20 protein-coding genes are annotated in these 19,938 nt (G+C 72.9%); 2 read left to right on the top strand and 18 right to left on the bottom strand.

Annotated features, from left to right (window positions below; genetic code table 11):
• Window positions 1-71 precede the first annotated feature (71 nt).
• Window positions 72-1,076, bottom strand: a complete 1,005-nt coding sequence (rpsB, locus tag K329_RS0104010; RefSeq protein WP_028472054.1) for a 30S ribosomal protein S2 — start codon at window positions 1,074-1,076, stop codon at window positions 72-74.
• A 400-nt stretch (window positions 1,077-1,476) separates the two neighbouring features.
• Here rpsB and K329_RS24435 point away from each other — a divergent pair, with 400 nt between their 5' ends.
• Entirely contained in the window at window positions 1,477-2,103 is a 627-nt protein-coding gene (locus K329_RS24435; RefSeq protein WP_084540966.1) for a M23 family metallopeptidase, read from the top strand.
• Window positions 2,104-2,436: 333 nt separating this feature from the next.
• Here K329_RS24435 and K329_RS0104020 read toward each other — a convergent pair whose 3' ends face one another.
• From K329_RS0104020 to K329_RS0104090, 15 genes are all read right to left on the bottom strand, one after another.
• Window positions 2,437-3,444, bottom strand: a complete 1,008-nt coding sequence (locus K329_RS0104020) for a tyrosine recombinase XerC (RefSeq protein ID WP_084540967.1) — start codon at window positions 3,442-3,444, stop codon at window positions 2,437-2,439.
• Between the two features lie 93 nt (window positions 3,445-3,537).
• Window positions 3,538-4,674 (bottom strand): DNA-processing protein DprA, encoded by a 1,137-nt coding sequence (gene dprA / locus K329_RS0104025; RefSeq protein WP_028472056.1) that lies wholly within the window; start codon window positions 4,672-4,674, stop codon window positions 3,538-3,540.
• Window positions 4,671-6,266, bottom strand: a complete 1,596-nt coding sequence (locus K329_RS0104030) for a YifB family Mg chelatase-like AAA ATPase (RefSeq protein WP_028472057.1) — start codon at window positions 6,264-6,266, stop codon at window positions 4,671-4,673. Before K329_RS0104030 ends, dprA begins: the two co-directional genes overlap by 4 nt.
• A 167-nt stretch (window positions 6,267-6,433) precedes the next feature.
• Complete coding sequence (locus K329_RS0104035; protein ID WP_052336326.1) at window positions 6,434-6,832, bottom strand: YraN family protein; 399 nt, start codon at window positions 6,830-6,832, stop codon at window positions 6,434-6,436.
• A 126-nt stretch (window positions 6,833-6,958) separates the two neighbouring features.
• Window positions 6,959-8,704, bottom strand: a complete 1,746-nt coding sequence (locus K329_RS0104040; RefSeq protein ID WP_028472059.1) for a pilus assembly protein TadG-related protein — start codon at window positions 8,702-8,704, stop codon at window positions 6,959-6,961.
• Window positions 8,704-9,141, bottom strand: a complete 438-nt coding sequence (locus K329_RS0104045) for a TadE/TadG family type IV pilus assembly protein (RefSeq protein WP_157571547.1) — start codon at window positions 9,139-9,141, stop codon at window positions 8,704-8,706. The genes K329_RS0104040 and K329_RS0104045 overlap by 1 nt, the downstream gene beginning before the upstream one ends.
• Window positions 9,142-9,352: 211 nt before the next feature.
• Complete coding sequence (locus K329_RS0104050) at window positions 9,353-9,661, bottom strand: DUF2469 domain-containing protein (RefSeq protein WP_028472061.1); 309 nt, start codon at window positions 9,659-9,661, stop codon at window positions 9,353-9,355.
• Window positions 9,658-10,422 carry a ribonuclease HII gene (locus K329_RS24440; protein ID WP_084540968.1) on the bottom strand — a complete coding sequence of 255 codons (765 nt, stop codon included), beginning with the start codon at window positions 10,420-10,422 and terminating at the stop codon, window positions 9,658-9,660. Before K329_RS24440 ends, K329_RS0104050 begins: the two co-directional genes overlap by 4 nt.
• On the bottom strand, window positions 10,419-11,336 hold the full coding sequence (gene lepB / locus K329_RS0104060; protein ID WP_028472062.1) for a signal peptidase I: 918 nt from the start codon (window positions 11,334-11,336) through the stop codon (window positions 10,419-10,421). Before lepB ends, K329_RS24440 begins: the two co-directional genes overlap by 4 nt.
• A gap of 67 nt (window positions 11,337-11,403) precedes the next feature.
• The gene (gene rplS, locus K329_RS0104065; protein ID WP_028472063.1) at window positions 11,404-11,754 is read right to left on the bottom strand and encodes a 50S ribosomal protein L19; all 351 of its coding nucleotides are present in this window, start codon (window positions 11,752-11,754) and stop codon (window positions 11,404-11,406) included.
• A gap of 204 nt (window positions 11,755-11,958) precedes the next feature.
• Window positions 11,959-13,170: a tRNA (guanosine(37)-N1)-methyltransferase TrmD gene (trmD, locus tag K329_RS0104070; RefSeq protein ID WP_028472064.1), complete on the bottom strand. Its 1,212-nt coding sequence runs from the start codon at window positions 13,168-13,170 to the stop codon at window positions 11,959-11,961.
• A gap of 6 nt (window positions 13,171-13,176) precedes the next feature.
• Window positions 13,177-13,782 (bottom strand): ribosome maturation factor RimM, encoded by a 606-nt coding sequence (gene rimM / locus K329_RS24445; RefSeq protein WP_084541045.1) that lies wholly within the window; start codon window positions 13,780-13,782, stop codon window positions 13,177-13,179.
• 101 nt (window positions 13,783-13,883) lie between these two features.
• The gene (locus tag K329_RS0104080) at window positions 13,884-14,126 is read right to left on the bottom strand and encodes an RNA-binding protein (protein ID WP_028472065.1); all 243 of its coding nucleotides are present in this window, start codon (window positions 14,124-14,126) and stop codon (window positions 13,884-13,886) included.
• Window positions 14,127-14,131: 5 nt separating this feature from the next.
• Window positions 14,132-14,593 carry a 30S ribosomal protein S16 gene (gene rpsP / locus K329_RS0104085; protein ID WP_028472066.1) on the bottom strand — a complete coding sequence of 154 codons (462 nt, stop codon included), beginning with the start codon at window positions 14,591-14,593 and terminating at the stop codon, window positions 14,132-14,134.
• 213 nt (window positions 14,594-14,806) lie between these two features.
• The gene (locus K329_RS0104090; protein WP_245596430.1) at window positions 14,807-16,600 is read right to left on the bottom strand and encodes an ABC transporter ATP-binding protein; all 1,794 of its coding nucleotides are present in this window, start codon (window positions 16,598-16,600) and stop codon (window positions 14,807-14,809) included.
• A 44-nt stretch (window positions 16,601-16,644) separates the two neighbouring features.
• On the opposite strand from K329_RS0104090, the gene K329_RS24450 reads away from it, so the two are divergent.
• Window positions 16,645-17,244 (top strand): PH domain-containing protein, encoded by a 600-nt coding sequence (locus K329_RS24450; protein ID WP_157571548.1) that lies wholly within the window; start codon window positions 16,645-16,647, stop codon window positions 17,242-17,244.
• Window positions 17,245-17,252: 8 nt separating this feature from the next.
• Here K329_RS24450 and K329_RS0104100 read toward each other — a convergent pair whose 3' ends face one another.
• Window positions 17,253-18,293, bottom strand: coding sequence for an ABC transporter permease (locus tag K329_RS0104100; RefSeq protein WP_028472068.1), 1,041 nt, complete (start codon window positions 18,291-18,293; stop codon window positions 17,253-17,255).
• Window positions 18,294-18,339: 46 nt separating this feature from the next.
• Window positions 18,340-19,866: an ABC transporter permease gene (locus K329_RS0104105; protein WP_028472069.1), complete on the bottom strand. Its 1,527-nt coding sequence runs from the start codon at window positions 19,864-19,866 to the stop codon at window positions 18,340-18,342.
• Window positions 19,867-19,938 lie beyond the last annotated feature (72 nt).

Genomic DNA, 19,938 nt, shown 5'->3' on the forward strand with positions numbered 1-19,938 from the left:
AGTGCTTCTACGGCGTGCCGGGCCTGCGAGGAGTCCTCGCAGGCCCGGCACGAGGTGGTGCGGGTGAGGACTCAGGCCTCGGCCGGAGCCTCGGTGGTCTCCTCGGCCGGAGCCTCGGTCGCCTCGGCGGCCGGAGCCTCGGCGGGGGTCTCCGCCTGGGCCTCGGCAGCGGCGTCGGCCGGAGCGGCGTCGGCGGACGCAGCCTCGGCGGCGGCGTCGCCCGCAGCGGCCTCGGTCGACGCGCCGGTCGACTCGGCGGCCGGAGCGTCACCCTTCTCGCCACCGGTCGCGGCGACGGCAGCCTTCTCGGCCTCGCCGGCGAGCAGCTCGCGCTCCCACGCGGCCAGCGGCTCCTCGGCCGTGGTGGCCTCGCCCGACTTGCCGCCCGAGCGGGCGATGAGGCCCTCGGCGACGGCGTCGGCGACGACCCGCGTCAGCAGGCCGACGGCGCGGATCGCGTCGTCGTTGCCCGGGATCGGGAAGTCGACCTCGTCGGGGTCGCAGTTGGAGTCGAGGATGCCGATGATGGGGATCCGCAGCTTGCGGGCCTCCTCGACGGCGAGGTGCTCCTTGTTCGTGTCGACGATCCAGACCGCGTTCGGGGTCCGGCTCATCTCACGGATGCCGCCGAGCGTCTTGTCGAGCTTGTCGCGCTCGCGACGCATCTGCAGCAGCTCCTTCTTGGTGCGGCTGCTGCCGGCGACGTCGTCGAAGTCGACCTCGTCGAGCTCCTTGAGACGGTTGATGCGCTGGTGCACGGTCTGGAAGTTGGTGAGCATGCCGCCGAGCCAACGCTGGTTGACGTAGGGCATGCCGACGCGCGTCGCCTGCTCGGCGATGGCCTCCTGCGCCTGCTTCTTCGTGCCGACGAACATGACGGTGCCGCCCTTGGCGACCGTCTCCTTGACGAAGGCGAAGGAGCGGTCGATGTAGGCCAGCGACTGCTGCAGGTCGATGATGTAGATGCCGTTGCGGTCCGTCAGGATGAACCGCTTCATCTTGGGGTTCCATCGACGGGTCTGGTGCCCGAAGTGGACGCCGCTCTCGAGGAGCTGGCGCATGGTCACGACTGCCATGGTGATCTCTTCCTTCGGAGACGCACCCGTGACGCCCGCCCTTGAGCACGGCGCCGAAGCACCGCAGAGCGGACCGGGAGCGGAGCTCCTGATCGGTTCTCAGTTGTGCGCGGCCGGCGGGAGCCGGTCGCCCTGACGCCTGCGCGCGGCCCGACCCTCCGCTGGAGCAGAGGGACTGAGAGCCGCGCCCGCGGGAGACCGGCACCCGGGACCGGGTGCCGTCGCGGACTGCGAGCGTGCGAAGTCAACCCACACGGGGCTGCTCGAGACAGCGTAGTCCTGCGCCGATGGGCGCGCCAATCCGCGCCATCCCGCGTCCCCAGGCCCCGTGGCCGGGCCCGGCGTCCCCAGGTCGTGGCCATGCCGCCGCTCCCCCGGTCCGGACCGCCACCGTGGTCCCATGCGACGACCCCTCCTGCTGCTCCTGCTCGTGCTCGGCCTCGTCGGCCTCGTGCCGACCGTTCCTGCGAGCGCTGCCTCCGCCGACGGCACCTCCGACCCTGTCGGTGTGTGGCCCCTCGATCCCGAGCCCGAGGTGGTGGCCGGCTTCGACCCGCCCGCCGACCGGTACGGCGCGGGCCACCGCGGGGTCGACCTCGCCGGGGCGGCCGGCCAGGCCGTGCGTACGGCGCTCCCCGGCGAGGTCACGTTCGCCGGCCGTCTGGCCGGCAAGGGGGTCGTCACCGTCACCCACGGCGACACCCGCACGACGTACGAGCCCGTGACCGCCTCGGTGACCGTCGGCGAGGCGGTCGGGGCGGGTGACGTGATCGGCACCCTGGAGCCGTTCGCCTCCCACTGCGCGCCCCGCACCTGCCTGCACTGGGGCTGGCTCCGCGGCGAGGAGTACCTCGATCCGCTTCGTCTCGTCGGCGGCGGTCCGGTGCGGCTCGTGCCACTGGAGGGGTTGCCCGCCGGCGTCGCACGCTCCCACCCGTACGCCGCCTGGTCACCGCTCGCGTCGGCCGGCACACCGGGCGCCGCCCTCCTGCGGGCGCTCGACGCCGTCCGTCGGGCCTGGCGCTGACGGGATCGCGTTCCGTGGGGTGCCGTCGCGCGGGTGCGGACCAAGGCCCGCGGAAAGTGCAGGGCTGAGTCCGCACCGGCTCGCCCCACTCCGGGCGCGGACCAGGACCCGCGGAAGATGCAGGGCTGGGTCCGCACCGGCTCGCCCCACTCCGGCCGCGGACCGAGACCCGCGAAAGATGCCGGGCTGAGTCCGCACCGCCTCGCCCCACTCCGGGCGCGGACCGAGACCCGCGGAAGATGCAGGGCTGAGTCCGCACCGCCTCGCCCCACTCCGGGCGCGGACCAAGACCCGCGGAAGGCGGAGGGCTGAGTCCGCACCGGACGGTGGGGGTCAGGCCCGGGGGTGCGCCTGGCGGTAGGCCGAGCGCAGCCGGTCGGTGCTGACGTGCGTGTAGATCTGGGTGGTCGCGAGCGAGGCGTGCCCGAGGATCTCCTGCACGGTGCGCAGGTCGGCCCCGCCCTCGAGCAGGTGTGTCGCCGCCGTGTGGCGGAGGCCGTGGGGGGCGAGGTCGGGGGCGTCGGGGACGGCGGCGATCCGGCGGTGGACCATCGTGCGGACGGCGCGCTGGTCGACGCGCCCCCCGCGGGCCCCGAGGAACAGGGCCGGTCCTGACGTGCCGGTCGCCAGCACGGGGCGGCCCTGGACCCGCCAGACCTCGACGGCACGCGCGGCGGGCCGGCCGTACGGGACCGTCCGCTCCTTGTTCCCCTTGCCGAGCACCCGGACGACCGAGCGCCCGTGGTCGAGGTCGTCCACGTCGAGGCCGGCCAGCTCCCCCACCCGGATGCCGGTGGCGTAGAGCAGCTCGAGCACCGCGACGTCGCGCAGCGCGACGGCGGCGGCGACCTCGTCGTCGGCCGCGGCGGCGGTGATCGCGAGCTCGGCCGCGACGTCGAGGAGGCTGCGGGTCTCGGCCTCGGTGAGCACCGCCGGCAGCGTGCGGTGCGGACGTGGCGAGACCAGGGTGGCGCCCACGTCGACGTCACGCCGGCCCGTGCGCTCGAGCCAGGCGGTGAAGACCCGGGCCGCGGTGGCCCGGCGCCCCAGCGTGGTGCGGGACCGCCCCGTCGTCTGCTGTCGCGCCAGCCAGCTGCGCAGCGTCCTGAGGTCGAGGTCGTCGACCGAGGTGGCGCCCATCCGCGAGGCGTGGTCGAGCAGCGAGCGGAGGTCGCCCAGGTAGGCGCGCACGGTGTGGGCGGCCAGGTCGCGCTCGTGGCGGAGGTGGCGCTCGTACGACGCGAGCTCCGCCTCGAGGCGCTCGGGCAGACCCTCCTGCTCGGCCTCCTGCTCGGGGCCGGAGCCGTCCCCGGGCTCGGGCGTCGGCGGGCTCGCGGTCATCCCCCGAGTCTAGGAACCGCGCGACCCGTCGGCGCGAGGCTCGACGGGCCGCACGGCACGGATGTGGGCCGTCCGGGACCGCGCCGTCGGCGGTCAGAGCCTCCCCTGCTCGGAGAGCCGCCACCCCGGGCCGGTCTGCTCGACGAGACCGACGCGGTAGAGCTCGTGGACGTCGCGACGGGTCGCGTCCACGCCGAGCCCGGCCGTCCGGGCGATCGCGGCGATCGGGGCCCCGCTCACGACTGGTACCGCGTCCAGCACCTGCCGCTGGCGGGGCGTGAGGGCGTCCCGCGGCTGCGGTCGCTCCCGGAGGGGCTCGAGCAGTCCGACGCCCGCCGCGCCGACGACCTCGAGCACGTCCGCGCCGCGGGTGACCAGCAGACCGGACCGTGCGCGGATGAGCTCGTGGACACCCTGCGAGAGGCCGCTCGTCACCGGACCGGGCACCCCCATCACCTGCCGGTGGAGCCGGTCGGCCCAGCCGGCGGTGTTGAGCGAGCCGCTGCGGACCGCCGCCTCGACGACCACGGTGCCCCGGGTGAGGGCGGCGATGAGCCGGTTGCGGGCGAGGAACCGCACCCGCATCGGAGCGGAGCCGACCGGCGCCTCGGAGACGATCGCGCCACGCTCGGCGATGAGGGCCAGCAGGGGCGCGTGCTTCACGGGGTAGGCGCGTTCGACCCCGCACGCCATCACCGCGACCGTCGGCCCCGTGACCGCGAGCGCGCCCCGGTGGGCCGCCTGGTCGATGCCGAAGGCCGCGCCCGAGACCACGGTCCAGTCGTGCCGGCCCGCGTGGGCGGCCATCTCCCCGGCGACCTGCTCGCCGTACGTCGTGGCCGCCCGCGACCCGACGATCGCGACCGAGCGTGCGACCTCGTCGAGCCGCAGCGGTCCCCGCACCCAGAGCCCGACGGGCACCTCGCCGCGTTCCTGCGCCGGCTCGGCGTCGGCGAGGTCGTCGAGCTGTGTCGGCCACTCCGCGTCCCCGGGCACGACGAAGCGCACCCCCAGACGGGTCGCCTCGTCGAGGCGGCGCTCGGGCTCGAGGAGGACCAGACGTTCGGCGACCTCGCTGCGGCTGCCGTCGAGCTCGCGCTCGGCGAGCAGGGCGTCGTACACCTTCTCGGGACCGAGGGTGCGGGCGAGACGCAGGAGGCGCACGTCGCCCGGCTCGGCCAGGTGGCTCAGCGCCACCCGGGCCAGGCGCTCGCGTGGAGTGACGCTCATCCGGCACGCTCCAGCGCGCGGAGGGGCAGCGGGTCGCCGCGGCGCAGCGCCAGCGCGACGTCGAGGTCGCGGTCGGCGGGCGCCGCGCGGCCCGCGAGGTCGGTGATCGTCCACGCGAGGCGGTGGACCCGGGTCGCGCCGCGTCGGGTCAGACGGCCCTGGCGGACCTCGGTGTCGAGGCGCGCCTGGGAGTCCGCGCCCAGCGGCCAGGACTCCCGCAGCGCCTGGGCCGGGGCGTGGGCGTTGAGGCGCCAGCTGAGCCCCGCGTAGCGCTGCGCCTGGCGCTGACGGGCCGCCGTCACCCGCTCCCGGACGGCGGCGGTCGTCTCTCGCGGGGCCAGCTCGTCACCGTTCTGCCAGCCGTCGGCAGAGCTCAGCCGACGCTCGATGTCGACCCGGTCGGCGAGCGGGCCCCGGAGCTTGCGCTGGTAGCGCCGCATCGCCGGCGGCTCGCAGTTGCAGTGCGAGAGCGCCGCGTCGTCGCCCGCATCACCGCACGGGCACGGGTTGGCGGCAAGCACCACCATGCCGCGGGCCGGGAACGTCGCCGACTCCTCACCACGCGCGATGGTGACCTCGCCGCTCTCGAGCGGCTGCCGGAGCGCCTCCACGACGTCGATGGAGAAGAGCGGGAACTCGTCGAGGAAGAGCACCCCGGCGTGGGCCCGGCTGATCTCGCCGGGCCGCACCCGGCCGGTGCCGCCGCCGAGGAGGCTCGTGGCGCTCGCGTTGTGGTGGGGCGCGAAGTACGGCGGGCGCCGGAACAGCCCGCCCTCCGGAGGCAGGGCACCGGCCAGCGAGTGGATCGCCGTGAGCTCGAGCGCCTCCTCGGGGTCGAGGTCGGGCAGGATGCCCGGGATGCGCTCGGCGAGCGACGTCTTGCCCGCTCCCTTGGGTCCGGTCAGCAGCATGTGGTGGCCGCCCGCCGCGGCGACCTCGGCGGCGTACAGCGCGTCGGGGATGCCGACGAGGTCGGCCATGTCGCCCTCCTCGATGCGATGCTGACCGCGCCACGACAGCAGTCGGCTGCCGGAGTCGGCCGGCACCGGCGGGGCCTCGGGCACCTCGACACCGCGCAGCTCGGCCACGACCTGCGCCAGGGAGCGCATCCCGAAGACCGCCATGCCCGGCACGAGCGCGGCCTCGGCGGCCTGCGGCTCCGGGACGAACACGCGGCGCACGCCGCGGCTCGCCGCCGCCATCACCATCGGCAGCACGCCGGGCACCGGGCGCAGCTGGCCCTCGAGGGTCAGCTCGCCGATGAAGACCGCGTCGGTCGTCGGGATCGGCAGGTCCCGGTCGCGGTCGACCGAGGCCGCCAGGACGCCGACAGCGATAGCGAGGTCGAAGTGGGTGCCGCGCTTCGGCAGGTCGGCGGGTGACAGCAGGATCGTCGTGCGCCTCGTCGTCGGCCACTGGAAGCCCGAGTTGCTGATCGCCATGCGGCAGCGGTCCCGGGCCTCGCTGAGGGCCGCGTCCGGGCGGCCGACCATGATCGTGGTGACCATTCCCGGCGAGACGTCGACCTGGATGTCGATGAGGTGGCCGATCGCGCCCTGGAGGGCGATCGTGCGGGTGGTGGCGACGGGCATCAGGCGGCCCTCGGTCCGGGCGTGGGTGTCATGGCGGTACCTCCTGCGTCCGATCCTCGATCGGGAGCAGGGGCTCGCAGGGCCGGTCGTCGACGCCTGTGGAGGCAGCACCCGCTCCGTGCGCCTGGGGACGGAACCCGGCGCGCGACGCGCGTCGGACGAGACGCTCAGCCCAGGCCGCGGACGTGCTCGATCGTGGCGGCGCCGGTGCGGGGCCGCACGATCCCGACCATGTCGATCCGGACGTCGGGCGGGTGCACGCCGCGCTCCGCCATCCAGCGCGCACCGAGCCGCCGCAACCGCTGCAGCTTCACCGGGGTGACGGCGGCGAGGGGCTCGCCGTACGCCGTGGAGGTGCGCGTCTTGACCTCGCAGATCACGAGCACGCGGCCCTCGCGCAGCACGAGGTCGATCTCGCCGGCGTCGCAGCGCCAGTTCTGGTCGAGCAGCACCAGTCCGGCGGCCGTCAGGTGGCGGACGGCGAGCTGCTCGCCGTACCGGCCGAGGCCTCGTCGGTCGTCGGCGCGGGCGCCGGCGGGGTCATCGGTGCGGATGGGGTCGGTCATGGGCACACCTCCGTCGCCCAGGGTGGGTGGTGCCAGCGGCCCCGTGGGGCCGTCGGCCGGACCTGTGGACGGCGCCGCTCGGCAGGGCGCCTGGGGACGGGAAGCGGCGCCCTCTCACCCGCGTGCCTACTCCTGCAGGCGCGGCGCTCCGCACGACGGCTCACGCACGGCGAACACGTCCGCGCCGCCGAGCTGCAGGCCGAGGAGGTCGGCAAGGGGCAGGACCAGGGCGTTCTGCAGCGTCGTGATGATCGGCGTGAGGACCGTCGACGTCAGCGTCGACAGGATGGGGTTGACCACGCTGGCGAAGAGGGCGTCCGTGGCCAGCACCGTGCGCTCCCGCTCGGTGAGGCTCAGCAGGGGTCGGTAGCGCAGCTTCAGCTCCGTGGCCGACGTGACGGAGACGGAGGGCACCGACAGCAGCGGGCCGGACCCACTACCCACGGGGACCTCGTAGCTGCCCGGCAGGGGCAGGGTGAGCTGCTTGTCGAACCCGCCCGCCGGGGCGCGCGCGCTGATCGCCACGGGTGCGTTGAGGACGAGGCTGGGAGGTGACAGCAGGCTGCCGAGCCCGAGCAGGCCCAGCACCTGGGTGAGCAGGTCGCCCGCCGGCACCCCGATCGTGGCCCGCACGCCCGTCGTCGCGGTGACGGTGACGGCACCCACGAGGGCGGAGTTGAGCGCCAGCGTCATCGAGTCGGGCCCGGCCGCGTTGCAGGTGACCCCGCGCAGCTGCGCCACGGCCTTGCCGAGGTCGATGGAGAGCTTGATGTCGGTGGCGTCGAGGCTCACCGAGGAGCCGAGCACCGACAGCGAGCGGGCGTCCACGTGCGCGGTGACGTCGAGCCGCACCTGCGCCGTCTCGGCCTCGACCCCGACGGAGCCGCACGCCGGCTGCGCCGGCTCCACGACCGTGAGGGTCGTCGTCGTCCGCGCGACGCCCGGCAGGTTGATCCCGAGGTTCGGCACGTTGACCGTGCGGCCCCCGCTCACGACCTGGGCGGTGCCGGTCACCAGGTCGAGGACGTTGAGCGCGGCGTTCAGCGCGGCCTGGTCCGAGGGCTCGGCCTGGATGAGGTCGGCGATGGCGATCGTGGGCGTGCCCACCGTGGCCGCCAGCGTGCGGAGCACGTTCGCCTGCACGGCCTGCCCCTGCCGGTCCAGCACCCGGGCGGAGGCGAGGAACAGGTCGGCGACCCGCACGCCCGGGAGCGTCAGCAGCTCGTCGACCGTGCCGACACCGAGACCGCCGACGTTCACGAGGTCGAGCAGGGAGACGTTGGACCGGGCCAGGCCCTGGTAGGACGCCGCGTCGAGGTTGATCGCGCTGCCGAACAGCGCGCTGAGCAGGGGGTTGAGGAGCGCGCTCTCCTTCGTGTCCAGGGAGGCGATGAAGGAGCCCACGCGGAAGCAGGCCGACTCGGTGGCGGTGGCGACCGCCGTACGCGCCGCGGACCCGCTCCCGGGGGCGAACGCATAGTCGACGCTGGCGCCCGCGACGACCTCGACGGCGGTCGGCGTGCCGTCGGGGCCGACGGTGACGAAGCGGCCGGCATCGTCGAGCTCGCCCAGGTCGTAGGTGACGTCGTCGATGTCGCCGAGCACGTCGGCGTTGCGGGCGAGGCTCTCGTCGAGGGCGCCGTCGAGCTCGGCCCGGGAGTACTCGCTCTTCTTCCGTCCGTCGAGCTCGCGCACCAGGTCGAGCGACACGACGTCGGCGAGGGCCTGCATGTCGCGTCGTACGACGCGCTGCATGCCCAGGTCGACGGCGAAGGCCGCGACGACGAGGAGGAGCGCCATCATCACCGCGACCATCACGACGACCGCGCCGCGCTCGTCGCGGCGCTGCGACGGTCGCACGCCGCGCAGCATCAGCTGACTCTCGCGGACGCGCCGTACGAGAGGGTGTCGGGCATCGCGAAGCCGACGAGCGGCAGCGGGATCAGCGGCTCCGACTCGTAGTCGTAGGTAAGGGTGATCTCGGCGCACTGGGTGGAGCACGTGCTGCCGCCGGAGACGAGCGTGTAGTCGCACTCCATGCCCGGGTCGCTGCAGGAGACGCCGTACGCCGAGAGCGCCTCCTCGACGGCCCGGATCGCCTCGGACTCACGGGCCCCGGCGTTCACGTTGACCGCCGCCGCGCGCGCACCCTCGGCGGCGGCCTGGCTCATCGACTGGCGGAAGCTCAGCATGTAGCCGTAGGCGATGATGCCGAAGACGAGCAGCAGCAGGAGGGGCAGGACGAGCGCGAACTCGACCGCGGCCGCGCCTCGCTGGTCCTGACGGCGACCGCCTCGCACCACACCCATGACCACTCCGGACCGGCTCCAGGGGACGCGCTCCTCCCCTTCCGACCAGCAGGTTAGGACCGGGCTCCGGCGGTGTCCCGGGATACTCACGAAACCCGCAAGAATTTGCCCCGGGGGTTCCCAACGACGCGGGTTCGTGCTGGGGCGGTCTAGACCGGTGGCGGGACGGAGGCGCCCACACCGCACCGACCGGGTACGGCGGGAGCCGGCCTCAGCTCTTCGGCGGCTCCATGTCGCTGGGGGCGAGCTCCTCGACGTTGACGTCCTTGAACGTCAGCACCTTCACGTTCTTCGCGAACCGGGCGGGCCGGTACATGTCCCACACCCAGGCGTCGGTCATCGACACGTCGAAGAACACCTCGCCCTGCTCGGTGCGGGCGCGCACGTCGACCTTGTTGCAGAGGTAGAACCGGCGGTCGGTCTCCACGACGTACTTGAAGATCTTCACCACGTCGCGGTACTCGCGGTAGAGGTTGAGCTCCATCTCGGTCTCGTACTTCTCGAGATCCTCGGCGCTCATCGACTCTCCTCCGTGGTGGGGTCGCCCGACGGGCCGTCCGGCGACTGCGACTCTAGCGGCCCACCGGGCTGTCCCCGGGGCGGCTCGGCCGCGTCCGGCGGCAAGGGCTCGAGCCCGGCCGCGCGACGTACGTTGACGAACCGCATCCGGTGCACGGGCGAAGGTCCGTGCTCCGTCAGCAGGCTCGTGTGGAGCCCCGTGATGTAGCCCTTGTGCACGTCGAACCGGTACGCCGGCCAGTCGGCGTGCATGCCCTCCATGATGCGGTCGCGGGTCACCTTCGCGAGCACGGACGCCGCCGCGACGCACGCCGCGACCCGGTCGCCCTTCCACACCGCCAGGCCCGGCGCCGGCAGTCCGTCGACCGGGAACCCGTCGGTCAGCACGTACGACGGACGCACGTCCAGCCGCGCGACGGCCCGCCGCAGCGCCTCGATGTTGGCCACGTGCATGCCGAGCCGGTCGCACTCGTCGGCGTCCACCACCACGACCGACCAGGCGAGCGCGCGCCGTACGACCTGGTCGTAGGCCCGGTCGCGAGCCCGGGCGGTCAGCAGCTTGGAGTCCGCGAGGCCCGGGACGATGCCCCCCTTGCCCGCGGGAAGGATGGCCGCGCCCGCGACGAGCGGTCCGGCGCAGGCGCCGCGTCCGGCCTCGTCGGCCCCGGCGACGAGGTCGTGGCCGTGGCGGCGCAGCGCCCGCTCGTAGCCGTAGAGGCCGGCGTCGCGGCGAACGGTCGAGCCGCGTGGGAGCACGGTCACGAGGGGTCGGGCACGTCCGCGAACGTCTCGTCCGGGCGCGTGATCCAGTCCCAGTGCTGCCGCGGCCACACGAGGGCGAAGACCTTGCCGACGACGAGGTCGGTGTCGACGAACTCCGGGCCGGGGACGCACTCGCTGGTGTCGAGGGGCTGGCACATGCGGGCCACCGAGTCCTCCGACTGGCCGCGGTTGTCGCCCATGACGAACATGTGGCCCTCGGGCACGGGCACCGTCTCCCACCCGTCACGGCCGCGGTTGCAGGCGTCGGCGTCGAGCTCGGGGCCGTTGCAGAGCGGCTGCTCCACGATGTAGGGCTCGTCGAGCGGCACGCCGTTGACGAGGATGCGGCCCTCCTCGTCGCAGCAGCTGACGACGTCGCCCTCGATGCCGATGACGCGCTTCACGAGGTGACCGCCGGTCGGGTAGAGCCCGATGCGGGCCATCACCTGGGTGACCGGGTTGGAGGGGCCGTCGGCGGCGGAGTCGTTGAGCCACGTGCCCGGGTCCTCGAAGACCACGACGTCGCCGCGCTGGGGGCTGTTGCCGCCCCAGTAGGAGACCTTCTGCACGAGGATGCGGTCGTTGACCTGCAGGCCCGGCTCCATGGAGACGGACGGGATGTAGAAGGCCTGGAGGAAGAAGGCCTTGATGACGAACGCGAGCACGAGCGCGATCGAGAGCAGCAGGATCGTCTCCTGCCACAGCGGCAGCTGCTTGCGCTTGCGGCGCTGCTTCCCGGCCCGCTCGCCGGTGCCCTCGGCCGCGGTGGAGGCCGCCGGCGAGGTCTCCGTCGAGCCCGCCGTGGAACCCGCCGTCGAGCCCGCCGGCTCCGGGGAGTCCGGAGCCGACGACGACCGCGGCCCCGCGCCCTCGTCGTCGAGGGGGTGTGCGGGATCGCGGTCGTCGGAAGTCACGGGACTGAGACTAGCCACCCACCGGCAGCGCCCGCCGATCGGCGTGACGTGCCCGTGGGGAGGGTCGTCAGATGTCGCGGCGCTCCTTGATCTTGGCGGCCTTGCCGCGGAGGTTGCGCAGGTAGTAGAGCTTCGCGCGACGCACGTCACCGCGGGTCACGACCTCGATCGACTCGAAGATCGGGGAGTGCAGCGGGAAGGTGCGCTCGACGCCCACGCCGAAGGAGACCTTGCGGACGGTGAACGTGCGGCCCACGCCGGAGCCCTGCACGCGGAGGACGACACCCTGGAACAGCTGGACGCGCGAGCGGCTGCCCTCGACGACCTTCACCTGCACCTTGATGGTGTCACCGGCGCGGAAGGCCGGGACGTCGTCGCGCTTCAGCGCCTGCTCGAGCTGGTTGATGACGTTGGTCATGGTTGCTCCTCACGGTTGCCACAGGCCAGCCGCGGAATGGTTCACGGATGTGTTCGCGGCCCGGTCGTGGTGGTCGGCAGCGCCTGCTCCCCCTGTGGCAGGAGCGGGACGCGGATCCCCCGCGTGTTCCTCGGGGCGATCCTCCGGCCGACTGGGCCAGCGGGTGATTCTGCCACATCCTCGAGGAGGGGCCCGCATCCCGCCTCAGCGACCGCGGCGCCGGCCCGAACGGCCGGCGGGGCGCGCGGGTCGCACGAGGCGCACGGCACCCTCCTCCGCGGGTCCGACGATCCGGTAGCCCGCTTTGCCGTACACGCGCAGGTTCCGCTCGCTGCGGGCGCCGGTGACGAGCGCGTACGACGTCACCTCGCCGTCGGCGACCCACGGGGCGGCGAGCTGCTCGCCGTACGCCAGCAGCCACCGTCCGAGGCCGCGGCCCTGCAGGTCGGGGGCGACCATCAGCCGGCCCACCTCCCAGGTCGCGTCGTCACGACGACCGCGCACGGAGGCGACGAGCCGGCCCGCGGAGCGCACGACCACGGTCTGCCAGGTGCCGAGGGAGGCGACCACGTCGTCGAGCGTCTCCTCCAGCGCCGGGATCCGGACGCCGGGGTTGGCCTGGGCCTCCGCGACCCAGCAGGCGCGCGAGAGCGTCCAGAGCTCGCCGGCGTCGCCCACCGTCGCGGGCGCCACGTCGTACGCCCCCTCGACCCCGTCGAGCCCCGTCAGCGCGTCGGGGCGCACGAGGTCGGGCCGCCGCTCGGCCGTGCGGCGCACCGCCTGCGCGTGCCGCCAGGCGGAGATGGCCCCGTGGTCGCCGCTGAGCAGCACCGGCGGCACCTCCAGGCCGCGCCACGACGCGGGCTTGGTGTAGACGGGGTACTCGAGCAGCCCGTCGGTGTGGGACTCCTCCACCAGGGACTCAGGATTGCCCATGAACCCGGGGAGCAGGCGCACGACGGCCTCGACGACCGCGAGCGCCGCCACCTCTCCCCCGTTGAGCACGTAGTCGCCCAGCGACAGCTCCCGCACCCGCGCACCGGCCGCCTCCGCGTGCTCGACCACCCGGGCGTCGATGCCCTCGTAGCGACCGCAGGCCACCACCAGCCGCTCCTCGGCGGCGAGCTCGCGGGCCACGGCCTGGGTGAACGGCTGGCCGGACGGCGTCGGGACGACCAGGGTCGCGCCGGCCACGTCGAGCTCGTCGAGCGCGGCGCCCCACGGCTCGGGCTTCATCACCATGCCGGCGCCCCCGCCGTACGGCGTGTCGTCCACGGTGCGGTGCCGGTCCTGCGTCCAGCCGCGCAGGTCGTGCACGCGGAGGTCGAGCAGTCCGCTGGCCTGGGCCTTGCCCGGCAGGGAGAGGTCGAGCGCCCGCAGGTAGTCGGGGAAGATCGAGACGACGTCGATGCGCACGCGCGGTCAGGCCCCGGTCGCCGGGGTGTCGGTCGAGGAGGTGTCGGCCGACGGGTCCGTCGTGGGGGCGTCGTCCGGGAACGGCGCGACGAGGCCGGGACGGTCGGCGACGACCACGCGGCGGGCCTCGAGGTCGACCTCGGGCACGAGCTCGGCGACGAACGGCACGAGCGTGTCGCGGCGGTCGGGCGTGCGGATGCCCAGCAGGTCCTGCGCGGCACCGTGCACCACGGTGGTCACCTCGCCGAGGAGGGCACCGTCGAGGTCGTACGCCGCGAGCCCGACGAGCTGGTGGTCGTAGAACTCCTCGGGGTCCTCGGGGCGGTCCCCGAGGTCGAGCGTGGTGTGGAGCAGCAGCCCACGGACGGTCTCGGCGTCGTTGCGGGTGCCGAGACCCGTGAACCGCACGAGCAGGACACCCTGGTGCCAGCGGCTCGACTCGACCTCGATGGTCGTCAGGGTCGAGGCGGACCCGCGCGGGGCCTCGACGCGGAGACGGGCACCGGGTGCGAACCGCCGGTCGGGCTCGTCGGTCCGGACGTCGACCGTCACCTCGCCCTTGATGCCGTGCGGCTTACCGACCCGTCCGACGAAGACCTCCACGCTGCTCACGTCGTGCAGGGTACGGCGCACGCCGGGGCTGGAGGAAAATGCGCGACGGGCGCCACCCCCGGGGGGATGGCGCCCGTCGTACGACGTGCGGTGCGACCGGGTCAGCGGCGGCGGTCGACGTCGACGAAGTCGACGCGAGCCCCACCACGACCGGCGAGCGCGCTGACCACCGTGCGGAACGCGGTGGCCGTGCGGCCGTTGCGACCGATGACCTTGCCGAGGTCGTCGGGGTGGACCCGGACCTCGAGCACCGACCCTCGACGCAGCTGCTTGTCCTGCACGGACACGTCGTCCGGGTTGTCGACGACACCCCGGACGAGGTGCTCCAGCGCCTCGGCGATCATCATGCTCAGGCCTCGGAGGAAGCGGTCTCGGCCTCGGCCGGAGCAGCAGCCTCGGCGGGAGCCTCAGCCGGCTCCTCCGACTTCTTGGCCGACTTCTTCGTCACGGCGGCACCCTTGGGCTCGTTCTGAGCCTCCTTGAGCGCCTCGTTGAAGATCTCGAGCTTGTCGCGCTTGGGCTCCTTGACCTTCAGGGTGCCCTCGGTGCCCGGCAGGCCCTTGAACTTCTGCCAGTCACCGGTGATCTTCAGCAGCACCTCGACCGCCTCGGTCGGCTGCGCGCCGACACCGAGCCAGTACTGGGCCCGGTCGGAGGTGACCTCGATGAACGAGGGCTCCTCCTTCGGGTGGTACTTGCCGATCTCCTCGATGACCCTGCCGTCGCGCTTCTTGCGGGAGTCGACGACGACGACGCGGTACTGCGGCACCCGGATCTTGCCCAGGCGCTTCAAACGGATCTTGACGGCCACGTGGGTGGTGTCTCCTCGAAATCTTGGATGGTGAGGCCGGACGGTCAGGGTGGGGACCCGGTGTCCGTACCTCCATGGGCGGTCGGTGCGTGGATGAGAGGGGCCACGCACCGCACGACTCGACCGGTCATTCTGCCAGAGGTCCGGCGGACGGGCGAATTCACCCGGCCACCGGACCGCACCGGCGTCGAGGCCCCGCGGACGGGGCGTCGGTCAGCTGGCCGTGGAGGCCGCGAGCAGCGCGTCGCGCTCCGCACGACGTGCGCGCTGCTCGACGGGGTCGGGCACCGGCACGGCCGAGACCAACCGCTTCGTGTACTCCTCCTGCGGGTCGGTCACGATCTGCTGGCTCGTCCCGAGCTCGACGAGCTTGCCGTGGCGCAGCACCGCGATCCGCGAGGCGAGCAGCTCGACGACCGCGAGGTCGTGGCTGATGAAGAGGCAGCCGAACCCGTACTGCTGCTGCAGCTCCTGGAACAGCTCGAGCACGCGCGCCTGCACCGAGACGTCGAGCGCCGAGGTGGGCTCGTCGGCCACGAGCAGCTGGGGCTCGAGCGCCAGGGCGCGGGCGATCCCGACGCGCTGACGCTGACCGCCCGACAGCTCGTGGGGGTAGCGGTTGCGCATCGAGCGCGGCAGGTGCACCTGGTCGAGCAGCAGCTCGACGCGGTTGCTCAGCTCCTTGCCCCGCAGCCGCTCGTGCAGGTAGAGGGGCTCGCCGACCGACTCACCGATGGGGATGCGGGGGTTCAGCGAGGACCCCGGGTCCTGGAACACGATGCCGACCCGACGGCGCAGCTCCTGCAGCTCGCGGCGCTTGGCGTTGGTCATGTCGACGCCGTCGACGCGGAGCCCGCCGCCAGCGATAGGCAGGAGGCCGACCGCCGCACGACCGATGGTCGTCTTGCCCGACCCCGACTCCCCCACGAGGCCGACGACCTCGCCCTTGGAGACGGTGAAGGTGACGTCGTCGACGGCCCGGAAGACCGGCTGGGAGCCACGCTTGGGGTACTCGAGCACGAGGTTCGTCAGCTCCAGCACCGGGTCGCCGAGCACGACCCCGTCGACGACCGTGCGCGCCCCGTCGACCTTCACCTTGCTCGCGTGGCGCCCGAAGTGCGGCACCGCGCTGAGCAGCTGCTGGGTGTAGGGGTGCTGCGGGTTGCCGAAGACGTCGTCGGTCGTGCCGGTCTCGACGATCCGACCGTCCTTCATGACGATCATCCGGTCGGCCATGTCGGCCACGACGCCCATGTCGTGCGTGATGAGCACGATGCCCGAGTCGATCCGGTCCTTCAGGTCGGTGATCAGCTTGAGGATCTCGGCCTGGACCGTCACGTCGAGCGCCGTCGTGGGCTCGTCGGCGATGAGCAGCGTCGGGTCGCACGAGAGCGCCTGGGCGATCATGGCGCGCTGGCGCTGACCGCCGGAGAGCTGGTGCGGGAACGCGTGGAACCGGCGCTCCGGCTCCGGGATCTCCACGAGCCGCAGCAGCTCGAGCGCGCGCTCCCGGGCCGCCGAGGGCGACATCACGAAGTGCGTGCGCAGGGCCTCGACGATCTGGAAGCCGATCGGGTAGACCGGGTTCAGCGCCGTCATCGGCTCCTGGAAGATGACGGCGATCTCCTTGCCGCGCACCTTCCGCTGGGCCGAGCCGCGGAGACCGAGGATCTCCTTGCCGTTGAGCTTGGCGCTGCCGGTCGCGCGGCCGTTCTTGGGCAGCAGCCCGAGGAGCGACATCGACGACTGCGTCTTGCCCGAGCCGGACTCGCCCACGATCGCGAGCACCTCGCCCGGCGCGACCGTGTAGGTCACGTCGGCGGCGGCGGGGAACCAGGCGTCGTCGACGAAGAACTCCACCGAGAGGTCGGTGACCTCGAGGACGGGCGGGCGACCGTCACCGGCCGCCGTCGTCCCGGAGGGCTTCGTCAGGCCCACGGACGGCTCGGTCGTGCGCGCGTCGGGGGCCTCCGGGCGGGTGCCGGGGGTCTCGTCGGGGGTGGTCACAGGTCACCTTCCAAGGTCGTGCGGTGGTCTGCAAGGCTGCGGGCATGACGTCGCGCAGCGGGAACGAGCCGGTCGGGGAGCCGAAGGGGACGGCGTACGTCCAGACCTACCAGTCCCGCTTCAGCCGGGTGCTCGGCGGAGCGATCGTCGCGGGGGCGCTCGCGTGCCTCGCCTCGATCGGATGGGCCGGCGGGGAGGCCGTGCTCCGGTACGGCGGCGTGGTCGCGCTCGTCGGGACCGTCGGCTGGCTCGCCTACTGGCGGCCCTACCTGCGCGCCGACGACACGGGCGTCGAGGTGCGCAACCCCTTCGCGGAGGTGCGGGTGCCGTGGTCCGAGCTGCGCGAGGTCGAGGGCCGGTACGGCGTGCGTCTGCTGACGACCGACGGCCGGTACGACGTGTGGGCCACGCCCGCCCCGACCGGCATGCAGCGTGCCCGCAGCCTGGACAGCGAGGCCGCCGTGATGCTGCGCAAGCGCTGGGACCGGGCCGTGGCCCTCGGCCAGGCCACGCCCGCCGCCCCGACGGGCACCTCGAGCGACGACGTGCCGGTCGGCGCGTGGGAGCGTGACCTCCCCGCCCAGGTGGCCGTGGCCGTGCTCGCCGTGCTCGCCGTGGCCGGCCCGGTGCTCACCCTGCTGTAGCGAGGCGGTCACTTCGCGGCCTTCGTCTGGCGACCGGCGGCCCGTGCCATGGCCCGGGCCGAGGGGACCTTCTTCTGGCGGGGGTCGAAGGCGTCACGGACGCCGTCGCCGATGAAGTTGACCGATAGCGCGATCACGATGACGAAGAACCCGGGCCACCAGAAGAGCCACGGCCGCGTGCGGAACGCCGACTCGTAGTCGGCGACCATCTTGCCGAGCGACACGTCGGGCGACTGGATGCCGAAGCCCAGGTAGCTGAGCGACGCCTCCAGGATCACCGCGGCCGACATCAGCAGCGTCGTGTTCACGATGATCACGCCCATGGCGTTCGGGATCATGTGCTTGACGATGATGCGCAGGTCGCTCGCCCCGGCGACCCGGGCCGCGTCCACGAACTCGCGCTCGCGCAGCGAGAAGAACTCCGCCCGCACGAGCCGGGCGAGGCTGGTCCAGGTGACGGCACCGAGGATCAGGGCCAGCCAGAACACACCGCCCGCGCCGACCATCTTGCCGAGCACGGCGCCGATGACGATGAGCGGGAACGTGATGATCAGGTCGGTGAAGCGCATCAGCACCTGGTCGGTCGCGCCGCGGTAGTAGCCCGAGGCGGCGCCGACCGCGATGCCGAGGACGGCGGAGACGATCCCAATGACGAACATGACCATCAGGGACGTCTGGGTGCCGAGCATCGTGCGGGCGAAGATGTCGCGGCCGATCTCGTCCTGGCCGAACGGGGCGTCGCCCCAGGCCAGGCCGTCGCCGCCGAGCCAGGTCGGCAGGCCGAGCGAGGGCGTGCCCCCGTCGTTGAAGAGCGCGTTCTGCTGGTTCGGGCCGAACTTCCACCACCCGGGGATGGGGCCGACGCCGATGGAGCTGTAGGCGAGCAGCGCCACCATCACGAGGGCGATGAGGCCACCGATCGCCCCGCGGTGCCGGACGAACCGGCGGAAGACGATCTGGCCCTGCGAGAGGCCCTCGACGTCCTTCAGCTCGAGCGCGTTCTCGATGGGCTCGTCGGGGACGTTCGACGGCGGGGTCTCGACGGTCATGCGTTCTCCCCTTCCGAGGCGGTGGGACGGTGGGCGGCCGGGCGGCTCATGCGTTCACCCGGATCCGCGGGTCGAGCACGGCGTACATGAGGTCGGCGACGAAGTTCGCGACCACCGCCAGGATCGCCACGATCAGCAGGTAGGCCATCACCGGGTCGATGATGTTCTTCTCGAGCGAGTCGGCGAAGAGGAATCCCATCCCCCGCCAGCCGAAGATCCGCTCCGTGATGACCGCGCCACCGACGAGGGTGATGATGTCGACCGGCACGATCGACGCGAGCGGGATCAGCGCGTTGCGGAAGGCGTGCCGCATGATCACGGTCCGCTCCGTGAGGCCCTTGGCCCGGGCGGTGCGCATGTAGTCCTGGTTGAGCACCTCGAGCGTGCTGGCCCGGGAGTACCGGCTGTACGACGCGAACGAGATCAGCACCAGCGTCACCGTCGGGAGCAGCAGGTGGCCGAAGAGGTCGAGCGTGTTGAGCCAGAACCCCTCGTCGAAGTTCGGGGTGCGCCGGCCCGACGTCGAGATCGGACGACCCCGGATGAGGCCGTTGTCGACGAAGGAGTCCCACGAGCTCAGCAGGCGGTCGACGAAGAGGAGCATCGCGACCGGTACGGCGGTGAGCGCCGCCGTGCGCGCCACGGTCCACTTGTCGGGCCCGCCCCAGACGAGACCCACACCGAGCCCGACCAGCACCGTGAGGACCCCGAGGCCGATGATGATCAGCCAGTTGACCTCGATGTAGTACCAGACGTAGAGCATCGGGTAGTAGAGGACGACGCCGAGGACGGCGACCGTCAGCGCGGCGTAGAGCGAGCGTCGGTCACCCAGCCCGGTCGAGAGACCGGTGACGCCGACGGCGATCGCGATGCCCAGGACCGCGACCATGATGATGCCGAGCCCGGGGGTCACGAAGAAGTCGGTCAGGTCCATGTAGGCGACGGCCACGAGGCCCGCCCCGGCGGCGATGCCGAAGACCTGGAGCCGCTTGCGCGCCGTACCGCCGACGGCGGCCATCGTGACGATGCCGGAGGCCAGGATCACCACGACGTAGAACCACCAGGCGATGCCCGGCTCGTCGAGGAAGTTGTTGAACTCGATCGCCAGGAACTGCTTCAGCAGGACGGCGACCCAGAAGGTCGGCAGGGAGTAGAGGAGGAAGGACAGCAGCGTCAGCGAGTAGTCGAAGCCCGAGTACTGGCGCAGCGCGCTGACGATGCCGACGAAGACACCGAGCATGATCGCGAGCAGGGCGGCGACGGTCACCAGCTGGAGCGTGGTGGTCACGGCGCCGGAGAGGAGCTCGGTGACCTGCTGGTTCGTCTGCCAGTTGACGCCCAGGTAGCCGCGCGGGATGCCGGAGAGCCAGTCGAGGTAGCGCAGGAGCACGGGAGTGTTGAGGTCGAGCGCATTGGTGCGCGACGCGATCAACGCTTCCTTGTTGGGGTCCGTGCTCGCACGCAGGTCTTCGAGCGGATCGATCGCGATGCTCACGAGGACGTACATCACGAGCGTCGAGATCAGGACGACGAGCGCGGAGGTCAGCAGCCGTCGCGTCAGGAACATGAACATCGGGTGAGGACCTCACACGAGAGTTGGGAGTCGGCGCCTCCGGCCCGGGAGGCGTCGTGGCAGGGATCAGGG

The organism is Nocardioides alkalitolerans DSM 16699 (assembly GCF_000426525.1).
GTDB lineage: Bacteria > Actinomycetota > Actinomycetes > Propionibacteriales > Nocardioidaceae > Nocardioides > Nocardioides alkalitolerans.

Excerpts from the sequence above, each read along its gene's own strand:
- rpsB (WP_028472054.1), bottom strand. The coding sequence starts at position 1,076 with ATGGCAGTCGTGACCATGCGCCAGCTCCTCGAGAGCGGCGTCCACTTC.
- K329_RS24435 (WP_084540966.1), top strand. The coding sequence starts at position 1,477 with ATGCGACGACCCCTCCTGCTGCTCCTGCTCGTGCTCGGCCTCGTCGGC.
- K329_RS0104020 (WP_084540967.1), bottom strand. The coding sequence starts at position 3,444 with ATGACCGCGAGCCCGCCGACGCCCGAGCCCGGGGACGGCTCCGGCCCC.
- dprA (WP_028472056.1), bottom strand. The coding sequence starts at position 4,674 with ATGAGCGTCACTCCACGCGAGCGCCTGGCCCGGGTGGCGCTGAGCCAC.
- K329_RS0104030 (WP_028472057.1), bottom strand. The coding sequence starts at position 6,266 with ATGCCCGTCGCCACCACCCGCACGATCGCCCTCCAGGGCGCGATCGGC.
- K329_RS0104035 (WP_052336326.1), bottom strand. The coding sequence starts at position 6,832 with ATGACCGACCCCATCCGCACCGATGACCCCGCCGGCGCCCGCGCCGAC.
- K329_RS0104040 (WP_028472059.1), bottom strand. The coding sequence starts at position 8,704 with ATGCTGCGCGGCGTGCGACCGTCGCAGCGCCGCGACGAGCGCGGCGCG.
- K329_RS0104045 (WP_157571547.1), bottom strand. The coding sequence starts at position 9,141 with ATGGGTGTGGTGCGAGGCGGTCGCCGTCAGGACCAGCGAGGCGCGGCC.
- K329_RS0104050 (WP_028472061.1), bottom strand. The coding sequence starts at position 9,661 with ATGAGCGCCGAGGATCTCGAGAAGTACGAGACCGAGATGGAGCTCAAC.
- rplS (WP_028472063.1), bottom strand. The coding sequence starts at position 11,754 with ATGACCAACGTCATCAACCAGCTCGAGCAGGCGCTGAAGCGCGACGAC.
- K329_RS0104080 (WP_028472065.1), bottom strand. The coding sequence starts at position 14,126 with ATGATCGCCGAGGCGCTGGAGCACCTCGTCCGGGGTGTCGTCGACAAC.
- K329_RS24450 (WP_157571548.1), top strand. The coding sequence starts at position 16,645 with ATGACGTCGCGCAGCGGGAACGAGCCGGTCGGGGAGCCGAAGGGGACG.
- K329_RS0104100 (WP_028472068.1), bottom strand. The coding sequence starts at position 18,293 with ATGACCGTCGAGACCCCGCCGTCGAACGTCCCCGACGAGCCCATCGAG.
- K329_RS0104105 (WP_028472069.1), bottom strand. The coding sequence starts at position 19,866 with ATGTTCATGTTCCTGACGCGACGGCTGCTGACCTCCGCGCTCGTCGTC.